This window comes from Duganella sp. S19_KUP01_CR8 (genome assembly GCF_036688705.1).
GTDB lineage: Bacteria > Pseudomonadota > Gammaproteobacteria > Burkholderiales > Burkholderiaceae_D > Rugamonas.
This window is the reverse complement of sequence record NZ_JAQQPR010000031.1, coordinates 1-12,815: the sequence shown is the minus strand read 5'-3', so window position 1 is coordinate 12,815 and position 12,815 is coordinate 1. Positions and strand designations below refer to the sequence as shown.

Here is a 12,815-nt window from a genome sequence, read left to right as displayed (position 1 = left end):
CCTTAACGTTGCGCCAGGTATTCAGGGGATGCCATGGTCAGGTAGATCGCCAGGTAGACGCGGTTCCTGCGGGCGGTGTCGAGCTGTGCGGTGGCGATGGCGGTGCCGCTGGCGGCCGGCAGGCTGACGCCATTGACCGCGCTGATGATCTGGTTGCGCAGGGTGGACGACATGGCGCCGCTCATCAAGAGCAGATTCAGCCGGTCCAGCAGCAATGCCGGCTGGCTGGCCAGCGCCAGTTCGGCGCGGTAGTCGGCCTTGATATCGCGGCCGACGCCGGCGCCATTGGGAATGACGCCCTGCATGTAGTTCAGGTAGCCGGTGACGGACGGCTCGCCGGTGATCTGCATTTCCGGCGCCACCAGCCCCAGCGCCGACAGCGAGCTGTTCGGTGGTGTGTAGGACGGGCGGAAGAAATTGAATACCGATGGCGAACGCAGCGGCGTCTGCCCCAGCGTGTTGAGCGGATCGTCGGTGATGGGCATCAGGAAGCGGCCGGAGGCCGATTGGGCATTGAAGGCCCGCATCCAGTGGGTCAGGCGCAGCACCGGTTCGCGCAGCTTTTTGGCGCTGGCGGTGGCGCCGGCTTCCGGGTCGAGCAATACGGCGCGGATGACGGCCTTCATGTCGCCACGCACGCCATTGCCGTTGTTGGCAAACGCCGCCGCGACGCGGCCGACATAAGCGGGGCTGGGGTTGCTGCTGACCAGGCGCTGGATCAACTGGCGGCCGATGAATGGCCCGACGTTCGGGTGCTGGAACAGGGTGTCGAGCGCCGCCTTCAGATCGGCTTCGCCGCTGCCGCCGCTGAGCTGTGTGCCCAGGAAGCTCTTGGCCGAGCTTGAATGGTAGGCGGGATAATTCTGCATCGGCGTCCAGTCGCGCGCCGGATCGACCAGATTCCCGAAGAAGCGTTTCATGGTCTGGTCGGGGCCGGCCCAGCTCCAGCCGGTGAATACCTTGGCCAGCCCGGCAACGTCGTCGTGGGTGTAGGTCTCGATAGGTTTGCCGTTTTGTAATTTCTGGCTGCCGTCGGGATTCAGCTGGTACAGGCCGATGCTCATCAACTGCATGATTTCGCGTGCGAAGTTTTCATCGGGAACGCGGGTGCCGCTTTCCTTCTGATTGTGCATGTGGCTCAGGTAGAGCCCCATCATCGGATGCAGCGCCACGCCCTGCAGCAGGTCGCGGAAGTTGCCGAAGGCGTGGAGGCCCAGCATGTCGTAGTAGCTGGCGACCCCGGCCGGATGTGTCGGCAGGTTCTCATCGACCATGGAAATCACAAAAATCTGCGACAGTGCAAACGCCACCCGCTGGCGCAACTGGTCGTCGCCCGTGGCCGCCTGCTTCCAGAACGATTCAATCACCTGATATTGCGTGACGCCGCTGCCGGCCGGCAGCACCGCGGCGATGTTTTGCACGTAGCTCCGATGCAGCGTTTGCGGTTTCTTGAGCTGGCCGGTGATCCAGTCCTCCCTGGTGCTGTTCGTCAGCTCCGTGATGCTGGCCGAGTCGGGGCCGAAAGTCGCCTGCGCCAGGAAATGCGAGGCCTGCACCGCGGTGAGCGGCACGGTGGCGGAGCCGTCCGGCGTGGAATTGGCCGGCATGGAGGGTGTCAGCGGTGCGCTCGGCCCGCTGTGGGGGCGGCCTCCCGAGCTGACGCCGGTGCTGGCGGTACCGCCGGCGGAAGTGCGGTCTGCACTGTTGTTGCCGGGGGCGCCGCCGCCGCCGCACGCCGCCAAGGCCAGGATACATGCCATCCCGGATGCTAACTTCTGAGAGGTGAACTTCATTCTTTTGCCTTTTGGAATTCCAAAATGGGCGATTGTAAAAGAGCTCAACTTTCAAAAGAAAACTGATTTCAATTCCGCGCAGCAATAATTGAAAACAGAAGTTGCCGTGATGTAAAAAGCAATATTTCTATGAAAAGGTTAATTTCCACAGTATGGAATTTTCGGGCGCAAAAAAACCGCCGGCCCGAACGCGTTCGGTGCCGGCGGCTTGCAGGCCGTGCTTGCTGCTTATTGCTTGACGCAGTCCACGAAGTAGCCGCGCTTGCCGTCCACCTCGCGCTTGACCAGGCCGTGCACGTCGGTCTCGAAGCCGGGGAAGCGCTCGTTGAAGTCGCGCGCGAAGCGCAGGTAGTCGACGATGGTCTTGTTGAAGCGCTCGCCCGGGATCAGCAGCGGGATGCCCGGCGGGTAAGGCGTCAGCAGGATCGACGTGATGCGGCCTTCCAGCTCGTCGATGGCGACGCGCTCGATTTCGCGGTGCGCCATCTTGGCGAAGGCGTCCGACGGCTTCATGGCCGGGATCATGTCCGACAGGTACATCTCGGTGGTCAGGCGCGCCACGTCGTAGGCCTTGTAGAAGTCGTGGATCTGCTGGCACAGGTCGCGCAGGCCCATGCCTTCGTAGGTCGGGTTGGCGGCCGCGAACTCCGGCAGGATGCGCCACATCGGCTGGTTCTTGTCGTAATCGTCCTTGAACTGCTGCAGAGCGGTCAGCAGCGTGTTCCAGCGGCCCTTGGTGATGCCGATGGTGAACATGATGAAGAACGAGTACAGGCCGCACTTCTCGATGATCACGCCGTGCTCGGCCAGGTACTTGGTGACGATGGACGCCGGGATGCCGGTCTCGGCGAACTTGCCGTCCAGCGACAGGCCAGGGTTGACGATGGTGGCCTTGATCGGGTCCAGCATGTTGAAGCCCGGCGCCAGCTTGCCGAAGCCGTGCCAGTCGTCCTCCGCCTTGATGATCCAGTCTTCCTGCGAACCGATGCCTTCCTCGGCGAACTCCTGCGGGCCCCACACCTGGAACCACCAGTCCTTGCCCCATTCCTGGTCGATCTTCTTCATCGCGCGGCGGAAGTCCAGCGCTTCGAGGATCGATTCCTCCACCAGCGCGGTGCCGCCCGGCGCTTCCATCATGGCCGCGGCGACGTCGCACGAGGCGATGATCGAGTACTGCGGCGAGGTCGAGGTGTGCATCAGGTAGGCTTCATTGAAGGCGTCGCGGTCCAGCTTGACCGACTCCGATTCGCGCACCAGCACCTGCGAGGCCTGCGACAGGCCGGCCAGCAGCTTGTGGGTCGACTGGGTCGAGAAGATCATCGACTCCTTGGCGCGCGGACGGTCCTTGCCGATCGCGTGCATGTTCTTGTAGAAGTCGTGGAAGGTGGCGTGCGGCAGCCACGCTTCGTCGAAGTGCAGCGTGTCGATCTGGCCGTCCAGCATTTCGCGCAGGGTTTCCACGTTGTAGACCACGCCGTCGTAGGTCGACTGGGTGATGGTCAGGATGCGCGGCTTCTTGTTCACGGCTTCGCGCGCGAACGGGTTGGCGTCGATCTTGCGCTGGATGCTCTCCATCGTGAACTCTTCCAGCGGAATCGGACCGATGATGCCCAGGTGGTTGCGGGTCGGCATCAGGAACACCGGAATCGCGCCGCACATGATGATCGAGTGCAGGATGGACTTGTGGCAGTTGCGGTCGACCACGACGATGTCACCCGGCGCCACCGTCGAGTGCCAGACCATCTTGTTCGAGGTCGAGGTGCCGTTGGTGACGAAGTAGCAGTGGTCGGCGTTGAAGATGCGGGCGGCGTTGCGCTCGGAGGCGGCCACCGGGCCGGTGTGGTCCAGCAGCTGGCCCAGCTCCTCGACGGCGTTGCAGACGTCGGCGCGCAGCATGTTCTCGCCGAAGAACTGGTGGAACATCTGGCCGATCGGCGACTTCAGGAAGGCCACGCCGCCCGAGTGGCCCGGGCAGTGCCACGAGTAGGAACCGTCGTTGGCGTAATGCACCAGCGCGCGGAAGAACGGCGGCGACAGGCCGTCCAGGTAGGACTTGGCTTCGCGGATGATGTGGCGCGCGACGAACTCCGGGGTGTCCTCGAACATGTGGATGAAGCCGTGCAGTTCGCGCAGGATATCGTTGGGGATATGGCGCGAGGTGCGGGTTTCGCCGTACAGGTAGATCGGGATGTCGGCGTTCTTGTAGCGGATTTCCTCGACGAAGGCGCGCAGCGACTTCAGCGCGGTATCGGTTTCCTCGACCGAGCCGGCGCCGAATTCCTCATCGTCGATCGACAGCACGAAGGCCGACGCGCGCGACTGCTGCTGGGCAAACTGGGACAGGTCGCCGTAGCTGGTCACGCCCACCACTTCCATGCCTTCTTTTTCCATTGCATCGGCCAGGGCGCGAATGCCCAGGCCGGACGTGTTCTCGGAACGGAAATCCTCGTCGATGATGACGATGGGGAAACGAAATTTCATGCATGTCTCCAAAAAAGCAAGCCGCCCCTGACTTGTGTGGAGGGGCGGACTAGGGCGCGACCGCTCACTGAGCAGTCGCAGAAAAAAAATAAGAACGGGATTCTCGCAGAAATGGGGCCGCTGCGGGAAAAAAATATTGCAAAAATCCTGACAAGATTGCCGCAATACTATGACGGCGGTATTACACCGGGGCGTAGCCCTTAGTGTCCGACCGCGCCGCCGCCCAGCTTGGCCAGCATCTGGCCGACCGGATCGACGTGGAACCAGGCAAACGCGCCCAGCGCGATGCCGACGCCGGCCACGCCGTAGGCCAGGCCCATCATCCATTTCTTGCGGGTCAGCAGGGTGATGGCGGCCAGCGAGATGGCGATCTGCTCGGCGGTGGTGGCCAGCGCCCACTGGTGGTGCTCGTGCATGGCTTCGTCCGACTTGTGGTTCCACTCTTTAGAGGATTCCTCCCACTTTTCGGCGTCCTTCTTGATGTCTTCCTTCTCCGACTTGTAGCGGGCCATGTCGGCCTCGTACTTTTTCGGATCGATGCCCGGCAGCGACATCGCCAGCTCGGCCAGGTTCTGCTTGCTTGACTTGGCCTGGTAGTAATTCCAGCTGTTGGCGGCCTGGGTCTTGTCGATGGCCGCGTTGTTCTTGAACAGCGCCGCGTCATTCTGCGTGGCGCCGCCCAGGTAGCCGAAGGTGGCGCCGACCGTGGCCAGGATGGCCGTCATGACGGCAATATTGTTCGAAAAGCCATCGCTGCCGTGGGCAGCGTGTTCGACCGCGTGATCGTGCGGTCCGTGTACGTGAAAACCGTCGCCTGACATATGCTGTTGATTCCTGGGTGAAGTTGAAGTTGGGGCTTAGGCCTTGCGGCGCAGTGTAACAAAAGCGTACTGCAAATCGGCCGTTTCCGAAGCGTGCTGCTCGCGGGCGGTTTCCTGCCACACGCTGGCGTCCAGCTCGGGGAAGAAGGCGTCGCACTGGTAGGTGCGGGCGATCTCGGTGATTATCAACTGGTCGGCCAGTTGCATCGATTGCTTGTAGATCTCGGCGCCGCCGATGACGAAGCCGGTGGCGCCGTCCAGCAGCGCCAGGGCCGCCTCGACCGAGCCGACCGCCTCCACGCCGTCGTGGCGCCAGTCGGGATTGCGGGTGACGACGATGTTGCGGCGGTTGGGCAGCGGCCGGCCGATCGAATCGAAGGTCTTGCGGCCCATGATGATCGGGTGGCCGGTGGTCAGGCGCTTGAAATGCGCCAGGTCTTCCGGCAGTTTCCACGGCAGGGTGTTGTTGATGCCGATGCCGCGCTGGGCGTCCATGGCGACAATGATGGTGATTTCATTCATAACAATTGGCAAACAAGCTACTGAAAATTAACAGGTGAAGCAACGCGAAATCGCGGCTGCCGCCATTATCGTTCAAATTCCGATTCGGCGGATATTGCAGTGCTGGCATGGTTGCGACAAAAGATAGGCAGCCTTGCCACGAAGCGTTGTTATTTTACTTCTGGCAAGAAAAAGGGGCGTCGAATGCGCGCCATAGTGAGTTTTCGATAGATTGGTCCGGTGCTATTCCACGTATTGTAATCCAGCCATGTTCTACCTTTCTACCTAACAACGCCAGGAGGGTTTATGTTCGCCAATTTAAGAATCAAGACGCTGGTGATCGGCGCGCTAGCCGTGCTCCTCGCGCTCATGCTCGCCAACGGCCTCATGGGCATCTACAGCGCCGGCCAGTCGGTCCGGTTGCTGCGCAATGTCACGGTCAACGACCAGAAAAACACCGCCGAGCAGAACGCCATCCGGCTCGACATGGAACTGGGGCGCAGCCAGATCCTGCAAGCCTTGCAGCACAATCCGGAGCTGGCCTGGTCCAAGTTCCACGATCACGCGCTGACGGTGCACTTCGACCAGATCGACCAGATTTCGGCCCGCATCGGCAAGCGCTGGGAAGGCTATCTATCCAAAATCAGCTCGCCCGAGCAGAAAAAGCTGGCCGAAAAATGGTATGCCGACAGCGCCGGCCTGGGCGTGGACAACGTGCGCGCCGCCAGCGCCGCGATCCGCAACAACCAGTGGGACGAGGCCGAGACCATCCTGATCAAGAAGATCAATCCGGGTTACCGCGTGGGCGACGTGGCGCTCAAGGCGCTGGTCGAGTTCGACACCAGCCGCGCGCTGGCCAACGAGGCCGAAGTCAATTCCAGTCTGAGCAGCTCCAGCTACACCGGTTTCGCCATCCTGATCGTCGGCCTGGGCCTGGGCATCGCGGTGGGCATGGGCCTGCTGCGCGCCATTACCGTGCCGCTGGAACAGGCGACGGACATCGCCACCCGGGTGGCGGCGGGGGATCTGACCGGCCGCAACGAAGAGCGTGGCGCCAACGAGATCGGCATCCTGCTCAGCGCGCTGGACAAGATGAAAGACAATCTGGCCGGCATCGTCCATGAAGTGCGCGGCAGCACCGACACCATCTCCAGCGCCTCGCGCGAGATCGCGGCCGGCAATATGGACCTGTCCCAGCGCACCACCGACCAGGCGGGATCGCTGGAGCAGACCGCGACCTCGATGGACGAACTGACCAGCACCGTCAAGCAGAACGCCGACAACGCCCGCCAGGCCAACCAGCTGGCGCAATCGGCGTCGGCGGTGGCGGTGCGCGGCGGCAGCGTGGTGGCCCAGGTGGTCGACACCATGGGCTCGATCAACGATTCGTCCAAGAAAATCGTCGACATCATCGGCGTGATCGACGGCATCGCCTTCCAGACCAATATCCTGGCATTGAACGCCGCCGTGGAAGCGGCGCGCGCCGGCGAGCAGGGACGCGGCTTCGCCGTGGTCGCCTCCGAGGTGCGCAACCTGGCCCAGCGCTCGGCCGGCGCGGCCAAGGAAATCAAGGAACTGATCGGCGATTCGGTCGACAAGGTGGAGAGCGGCGCCAAGCTGGTCGACCAGGCCGGCGCCACCATGCAGGAAATCGTCACCAGCATCCAGCGCGTGGCCGACATCATGGGCGAGATCACCCAGGCCAGCCAGGAGCAGACCTCGGGGCTGGATCAGATCAATGGCGCGATCGGGCAGATGGACGCCATCACCCAGCAGAACGTCGCGCTGGTGGAGGAGGCGGCCGCCGCGGCCACCTCGCTGCAAGACCAGGCCGGCGCGCTGACGCAGGTGGTGAGCATCTTCAAGCTCGATAGCGCCGCCCATCGGGCCGCGCCCGCCGCATCGGTGACGCGTCTCAAACCGCATGCCCGCGCGGCCGCGCCGGCGCGCCAGTTGCAGTCGAGCGTGAGGGCAAAGCCGACCAAATCGGCCAAGCCGGCCGTCGCCAGACAGCCGGCGATGGCCAGCGGCGGCGAAGGGGCCTGGGAAGAGTTTTAGAAAGCCGCGTCCTTTACTGCGCGTCGGCCTGCGCCACTTTCTGGCGCAGCTGGGCTGCGAACTGCGCCAGGTCCTGCGGGTTCATGTCCGACACGGCCGAGTACTGCATGCCGTCCTGCGACCAGCGCAGCAGGTGGAAGCCCTGCCGCATGCTCGCCTGCGGCGCGCCGGCACGGGCGCCGGCATCCGGCCAGATGTACAGGTTGAGGATGTGCTGCCGGTGGCGGTAGGCCAGCGCCGCCACCGGCCGCTGCTGAAGATAGTCCAGCCGGCCGCCGACCAGCGCGTAGCCTTGCTCCGCCAGGTCGACCACCGGCGGCGAAAAATCCAGCTTGCCGGCGAACCAGGGCTTGACCGTATGCTGGTCGGTCGAGGCCACGTCGGCCAGGTGGTTGGGCATCAGCGCGCGGAAGTGGCTGGCCACCAGTTCCTGCTCGATGCGCTCGTTGGCGCTGGGCTGGCCAAGGTACAGCGTCAAGGTGACGGCAAAGGCTGCCGTCGCCGCGCCCGCCAGGCCAAGGTTGATCCAGGTCCACGGCCATGTGCGCGGGGCAGGGCGGCGCGGCTGGTGCGTGGGCTCGGCCCGCAGCGCGGCGTGGATACGATGCTTCAGGTACTCGGGCGCGGCGTGGCGGCTGGCCTCCGCGACTATCCGGCCGCGCAGCGCCTTCAGCTCCTCCAAGGCGGCGCTGCAATCGGCGCAGCCGGACAAATGGGCCTCCAGCTGCCGCCGGTCGGCCACACTCAGTTCATCGTCCAGATACGCCGACAGCATTTCGTGGCTGTGCTTAGATTCCATCCTGCCCTCCGTGCTTCAGATACGCCAGCAGCAGCTTGCGCGCGCGGGCCAGCCGCGACATCACCGTGCCGATTGGCGTCTCGGTCACTTGCGCGATCTGCTTGTACGACAGATCGTCCATCTCCTTCAGCACCAGCACCTCGCGAAACGCCTGCGGCAGCTGGGCCAGCGCGGCGTTGACGGTGCGGCCGGTGTCGCGGCTGGCGGCGATGGCGGCCGGATCGGTGGATTCGTCGTCGCCGTGCTGCGCCTCGTCGAAGCTGACATCGCCGCGCTGCGCCTGGCCGTCGCGCAGCGCGCTGTAGTAGGTGTGGCGCACGATGGTCAGCAGCCACGCGCGCACGTCGCCACCGCGAAAGCCGTCGGCAAAGCGGAAGGCGCGCAGATAGGCGCTCTGCACCAGATCGTCGGCGTCATGCTCGTTGCGGGTCAGCCAGCGGGCCAGGTTGTAGGCCGCGTCCAGGTGCGGCATGGCCATCGCCTCGAACCGTGCGGTTTTGTCGTCGTCGCCCAAAAACTTATCCATTGCAGTGGTCCAGTGGATGAAGACTCCGTCCGGTGCGGTTTTATTCCCGCCTGAGAAATAAAAAAATAATCGGGAATATCCGGGCCGTGATCCGGGTTTTAGCCGGTACGACCGTCGCTTGCCGATTATGCCATGTCGCGGCGACGTCCTGACAACCACACCACGGAGTACATCATGATTGATCGCAGAGGATTTTTAAGGCTGGGCGCAGTGGGCGGCGGCGCCGTCTTCATGTCCGGCTTGTACGGCAAGGCCATGGCCGCCGCCGGCTACGAGGATTTCTACTTTGTGCAGCTGTCCGACTCGCACTGGGGCTACAAGGGCCCGGCCAATCCGGAGGCGCAGAACACGCTCAGGCAGGCGGTGGAGAGCGTCAATGCGCTGGCCACGCCGCCCGACTTCATCGTCTTCACCGGCGACCTGACCCACACCACCGACGACGCGGCCGAGCGCCGCCGGCGCATGGCGGAGTTCAAGCAGATCGTGGGCGGCCTAAAGGTCAAGGGCGTGCACTTCCTGGCGGGCGAGCACGACGCTTCACTCGACAACGGCGCGGCGTTCCAGGAGTTCTTCGGCCCCACGCACTACAGCTTCGATCACAAGGGCGTGCACTTCATCGCCATCGACAACGTCTCCGACCCCGGCGCGCGCATCGGCGAGGCGCAGCTGGCGTGGCTGAAGGCCGATCTGGCGAAACAGGCGCAGGACGCGCGCATCGTCGTGCTGACGCACCGGCCGCTGTTCGACCTGGCGCCGAAATGGGACTGGGCCACGCGCGACGGCGAGCAGGCGATGGCGCTGCTGATGCCGTATTCGAACGTCACGGTGTTCTACGGCCATATCCACCAGGAGAACCATCACGTCAGCGGCCACATTGCGCATCACGCGGCCAAGTCGCTGATCTTCCCGCTGCCGGCGCCGGGTTCGCAGGACAAGCGCACGCCACTGCCGTGGGACCCCGCCGCTCCAGGCAGGGGGCTGGGCTTCCGCGAGGTGGAGGCGGAAGTGAAACCGGTGGCGTATCAGATCACCGAATTCCCAGCGATGAAAGGATAAATCGAGATGTTAGCCAAACGTAGACTACTGATGTGCGCCCCGTTGGCGCTGGTCGCTCTTGGAGCGGTGCAGGCCAAGGCCAAGGAACGGGTCATCAAGATCGAGGCCCGCAAGTTCCGCTTCGCGCCGAACGTGATCGAATTGAAGAAGGGAGAGACGGTGGTGCTGGAGCTGACGGCGCTGGATTTCCCGCACGGCTTCAGCCTGCCGGACTTCAAGATCCGCGCCGATCTGGTGATGGGCAAACCCGTGCGGGTGAAGCTCAAGCCGGAGGAGGCCGGGCAGTTCGGCTTCTTGTGCGATAACTTCTGCGGCAGCGGCCACGAGGAGATGTCCGGCACGCTGATCGTCAAGGCCTGAGTTATTCCAGTCCTGACGTGGGATTGACGCGTACATACTGGTCTTTGTTCTTGCGGTTGCGCCACCAGTCTTTGCAACCTCCGGAGTGGCAATTGGAGATGTCGCCCGCGCACGAGGCGATATCGCAAGCGTCGCCGACGCAGGACAGGTCTGGCAGGTCGCAGGACGCGTCGCAAAAGCCCGCCTGTGCGCGGTGGCGCGCGCTCATGGCGCGCATCGCTGGCGGCCGGTGCTGGCGATGCACGTCGCCGCACGCGTTCATGCGGCGGTTCAGCAGCATTAAGCCAAGGACCAGGCCATGCCTGGCGATAACGCGCTGGCCGTAAGCGGAGCAGCTATCCCGGCCGGTGTAGACGCGGAACGCGCAGGAAAAGCCCTTTAACCGCGACAGGTGGCGTCGATAGAATGCGATGGCGGCGAGGGCAAGTCGCTTCATATGGCGTGATGGAACGCCAGTATGTCGGCGGCCAGCGTTTGCGGGACCTCCAACGGGATCATGTGGCCGGTGCCGTCGTGCAGATTCAGGCGGGAGTCGGGCAGGTGGCGCTGCATTTCGCGCAGGTCCGCCGGATTGACCAGTTGATCGCCGGTCGCGCCGACGATCAGCACGGGGCAGGTGATTTCAGAAAGCCGCTCCATCAGGTCCGGGCGCTCCATCGAGGCGGTGAACTGCGCCAGCAGCACGTCCTTGCCCAGGTCCAGCGCCATCTGCTGGATGATGTCGATGACGGCCTGGTCGCCGAGGTGCGCCTCATGCAGCAGCTCGCGCAGGCGCATGCGCGTCATGCCGGTGTAGACGTTGTTCTTCAACATGGGGATGATGCGGCGGCGGGTTTGTATCTCGGTTTCGCTCAGGCCGCGCGCCGAATTCGCGATCAGCACCAGCGATTGCACGCGTTCCGGATGCAGCAACGCATACTCGATGGCGAGGTAGGCGCCCAGCGAGAACGCCACCAGGTGCGCCGACGGTGCGCTATGCGCCGCGATCAGCTCCTGCATCTGCAAGCGCGTGCGCGCCTTGTGCAGCGGGACGTAGTTGAGCGCGAAGCCAGCGCCCAACAGCGGCTCCACACGGCTCCACATCCTTTCATCGCACAACGTGCCCGGTATGAAATCCAGTCGCGTCATGGGACTTCACACACGGAAAGTAAAATTGAAATCGTCATATGCTTAAAGGCTTACTTTAAATTCGCGAGGGCAATCCAGCATTCTACATTATGTCCAAAAAGAAATGATGAGGACGTGATAATTGGTGTATTTGTGGCCTCGCGCGTGACCTATATTGGTTCACAGCATGGGCCGGCCGGCAGGCCGTATCCATTTTGCAGTGATGCCTATTTGAGGAGCAGAGGTCATGGCCGATTTCAAGTTAGAAGCGGGCGGTAAAATTCCTGAACATCCCTTGTTGAGCTATCTGAAAGAGCACAACGCCACCAACGTCGCCAGCGTCAAGGGCTACGTGGGGCCATCGACGCGCGATGGTTATGTACGCATGTACGCCGACCTGGCTGACCTGAGCGATGCGGTCGATATCGCCCGCAGCGATATCCTGTACTTCGCCGAAGCGCCGGATTCGGTGCTGCCGCTGGGCGGCACCATCGTCTGGCTGAAAAAAGATGCGCAGGTGGTCGTCAGCAAGGTCGAGACCAGCGCGATCAAGCCCAGGGCCGAGGAGGCGCTGGAGCTAAGCCGTGGACGGCTGCGCATCCTGGTGCGCGGCGGCCTGCGCTCGGACGTCTGCCAATCGCGCTGCCAGGTGTGTCAATCGCGCTGCCAGGTCTGCCAGTCGCGCGGCAGCCGTTTCGAGCTGCCGGGTGGCTTCGCCTTCCCGCAACTGCGCGAACGCTAGGCCCGCGCGATGAGACTGGACGACGTCGTCGCCAGCTTTGCCAGGCTGGATTTTCCCGGGCAGGACGAGCCGGACTTGCCTGCACGGGAAACCGTATTGAGCGCCCGCTCCGCCATGGAGCGGGCAGTGGCCGACGACGACTTCCTGCTCGACTGCATGGCGCTGGAACTGCGCCTGATCGCATCGAACGCGCCGCGCAACGGCCTGGTGCCGTTCCTGACGCTGGCGCGCAGCGGCATCCGCATGGCGTTCGGCTTCTGGCCGCCATACGGCGGGCCGGGCGCGCACGAGCACACCGCGTGGACCATCACCGGCGTCTGTCGCAACGAGCTGGAAGTGCGCACCTACGACCGCGCGGCCTCCTACCGCAGCGGCGCACTGGTCGACAAGAATCTGTTTGCGGCGCCGGCCGGCAAGGTGGGGTTTATCTACGAACCGGGCATCCACGCCCCCCGCAATCCCACGCGGGACTGGTCGTTGTCCATCCACATCATCAGTCCGCGCGATGGCTTGCCGCTGGCCGATCATGAGGACGCGCCGCCCGAGTTGGGGGGGGGGGGGGGGGGGGGGG

13 protein-coding genes are annotated in these 12,815 nt (G+C 63.7%); 5 read left to right on the top strand and 8 right to left on the bottom strand.

The annotated features are described in order from the left end of the window. Positions 1-2 precede the first annotated feature (2 nt). The 4 genes from V6M89_RS25215 to V6M89_RS25200 form a co-directional block, all read right to left on the bottom strand. Positions 3-1,760 carry a DUF1800 domain-containing protein gene (locus V6M89_RS25215; RefSeq protein ID WP_332855782.1) on the bottom strand — a complete coding sequence of 586 codons (1,758 nt, stop codon included), beginning with the start codon at positions 1,758-1,760 and terminating at the stop codon, positions 3-5. Positions 1,761-2,021: 261 nt separating this feature from the next. Further along, complete coding sequence (locus V6M89_RS25210; RefSeq protein WP_332855781.1) at positions 2,022-4,274, bottom strand: arginine/lysine/ornithine decarboxylase; 2,253 nt, start codon at positions 4,272-4,274, stop codon at positions 2,022-2,024. A gap of 200 nt (positions 4,275-4,474) precedes the next feature. Continuing rightward, on the bottom strand, positions 4,475-5,095 hold the full coding sequence (locus tag V6M89_RS25205) for a DUF4337 domain-containing protein (protein WP_332855780.1): 621 nt from the start codon (positions 5,093-5,095) through the stop codon (positions 4,475-4,477). Positions 5,096-5,131: 36 nt separating this feature from the next. Continuing rightward, positions 5,132-5,617, bottom strand: coding sequence for a dihydrofolate reductase (locus V6M89_RS25200; RefSeq protein ID WP_332855779.1), 486 nt, complete (start codon positions 5,615-5,617; stop codon positions 5,132-5,134). A 285-nt stretch (positions 5,618-5,902) separates the two neighbouring features. On the opposite strand from V6M89_RS25200, the gene V6M89_RS25195 reads away from it, so the two are divergent. Continuing rightward, a complete protein-coding gene (locus tag V6M89_RS25195) occupies positions 5,903-7,654 on the top strand; it encodes a methyl-accepting chemotaxis protein (RefSeq protein ID WP_332855778.1) in 1,752 nt (583 codons plus the stop codon). A 13-nt stretch (positions 7,655-7,667) separates the two neighbouring features. On the opposite strand, the gene V6M89_RS25190 is transcribed toward V6M89_RS25195, so the two are convergent. Continuing rightward, on the bottom strand, positions 7,668-8,453 hold the full coding sequence (locus V6M89_RS25190; RefSeq protein ID WP_332855777.1) for an anti-sigma factor family protein: 786 nt from the start codon (positions 8,451-8,453) through the stop codon (positions 7,668-7,670). Then, the gene (locus tag V6M89_RS25185; RefSeq protein ID WP_332855776.1) at positions 8,443-8,979 is read right to left on the bottom strand and encodes a sigma-70 family RNA polymerase sigma factor; all 537 of its coding nucleotides are present in this window, start codon (positions 8,977-8,979) and stop codon (positions 8,443-8,445) included. The genes V6M89_RS25190 and V6M89_RS25185 overlap by 11 nt, the downstream gene beginning before the upstream one ends. Before the next feature lie 174 nt (positions 8,980-9,153). Between V6M89_RS25185 and V6M89_RS25180 the strand changes: the two genes are divergently transcribed. Both V6M89_RS25180 and V6M89_RS25175 read left to right on the top strand, forming a co-directional pair. After that, on the top strand, positions 9,154-10,035 hold the full coding sequence (locus V6M89_RS25180; protein ID WP_332855775.1) for a metallophosphoesterase family protein: 882 nt from the start codon (positions 9,154-9,156) through the stop codon (positions 10,033-10,035). A gap of 6 nt (positions 10,036-10,041) precedes the next feature. Next, positions 10,042-10,395, top strand: coding sequence for a cupredoxin domain-containing protein (locus V6M89_RS25175; RefSeq protein ID WP_332855774.1), 354 nt, complete (start codon positions 10,042-10,044; stop codon positions 10,393-10,395). Between the two features lies 1 nt (position 10,396). On the opposite strand, the gene yidD is transcribed toward V6M89_RS25175, so the two are convergent. Then, positions 10,397-10,831, bottom strand: a complete 435-nt coding sequence (gene yidD, locus V6M89_RS25170) for a membrane protein insertion efficiency factor YidD (protein ID WP_332855773.1) — start codon at positions 10,829-10,831, stop codon at positions 10,397-10,399. Then, complete coding sequence (locus V6M89_RS25165) at positions 10,828-11,523, bottom strand: alpha/beta fold hydrolase (RefSeq protein ID WP_332855772.1); 696 nt, start codon at positions 11,521-11,523, stop codon at positions 10,828-10,830. The genes yidD and V6M89_RS25165 overlap by 4 nt, the downstream gene beginning before the upstream one ends. A 226-nt stretch (positions 11,524-11,749) precedes the next feature. Between V6M89_RS25165 and V6M89_RS25160 the strand changes: the two genes are divergently transcribed. Then, on the top strand, positions 11,750-12,244 hold the full coding sequence (locus tag V6M89_RS25160; protein ID WP_332855771.1) for a hypothetical protein: 495 nt from the start codon (positions 11,750-11,752) through the stop codon (positions 12,242-12,244). Positions 12,245-12,253: 9 nt separating this feature from the next. Then, a partial coding sequence (locus V6M89_RS25155; protein ID WP_332855770.1) for a hypothetical protein occupies positions 12,254-12,815 on the top strand: 562 nt, incomplete at its 3' end.

Bases quoted from the DNA above. Each gene is read 5' to 3' on its own strand.
- V6M89_RS25180 (WP_332855775.1), top strand. From the start codon at position 9,154: ATGATTGATCGCAGAGGATTTTTAAGGCTGGGCGCAGTGGGCGGCGGC.
- V6M89_RS25200 (WP_332855779.1), bottom strand. From the start codon at position 5,617: ATGAATGAAATCACCATCATTGTCGCCATGGACGCCCAGCGCGGCATC.
- V6M89_RS25195 (WP_332855778.1), top strand. From the start codon at position 5,903: ATGTTCGCCAATTTAAGAATCAAGACGCTGGTGATCGGCGCGCTAGCC.
- V6M89_RS25185 (WP_332855776.1), bottom strand. From the start codon at position 8,979: ATGGATAAGTTTTTGGGCGACGACGACAAAACCGCACGGTTCGAGGCG.
- V6M89_RS25175 (WP_332855774.1), top strand. From the start codon at position 10,042: ATGTTAGCCAAACGTAGACTACTGATGTGCGCCCCGTTGGCGCTGGTC.
- yidD (WP_332855773.1), bottom strand. From the start codon at position 10,831: ATGAAGCGACTTGCCCTCGCCGCCATCGCATTCTATCGACGCCACCTG.
- V6M89_RS25160 (WP_332855771.1), top strand. From the start codon at position 11,750: ATGGCCGATTTCAAGTTAGAAGCGGGCGGTAAAATTCCTGAACATCCC.
- V6M89_RS25165 (WP_332855772.1), bottom strand. From the start codon at position 11,523: ATGACGCGACTGGATTTCATACCGGGCACGTTGTGCGATGAAAGGATG.
- V6M89_RS25190 (WP_332855777.1), bottom strand. From the start codon at position 8,453: ATGGAATCTAAGCACAGCCACGAAATGCTGTCGGCGTATCTGGACGAT.
- V6M89_RS25205 (WP_332855780.1), bottom strand. From the start codon at position 5,095: ATGTCAGGCGACGGTTTTCACGTACACGGACCGCACGATCACGCGGTC.
- V6M89_RS25210 (WP_332855781.1), bottom strand. From the start codon at position 4,274: ATGAAATTTCGTTTCCCCATCGTCATCATCGACGAGGATTTCCGTTCC.
- V6M89_RS25215 (WP_332855782.1), bottom strand. From the start codon at position 1,760: ATGGCATGTATCCTGGCCTTGGCGGCGTGCGGCGGCGGCGGCGCCCCC.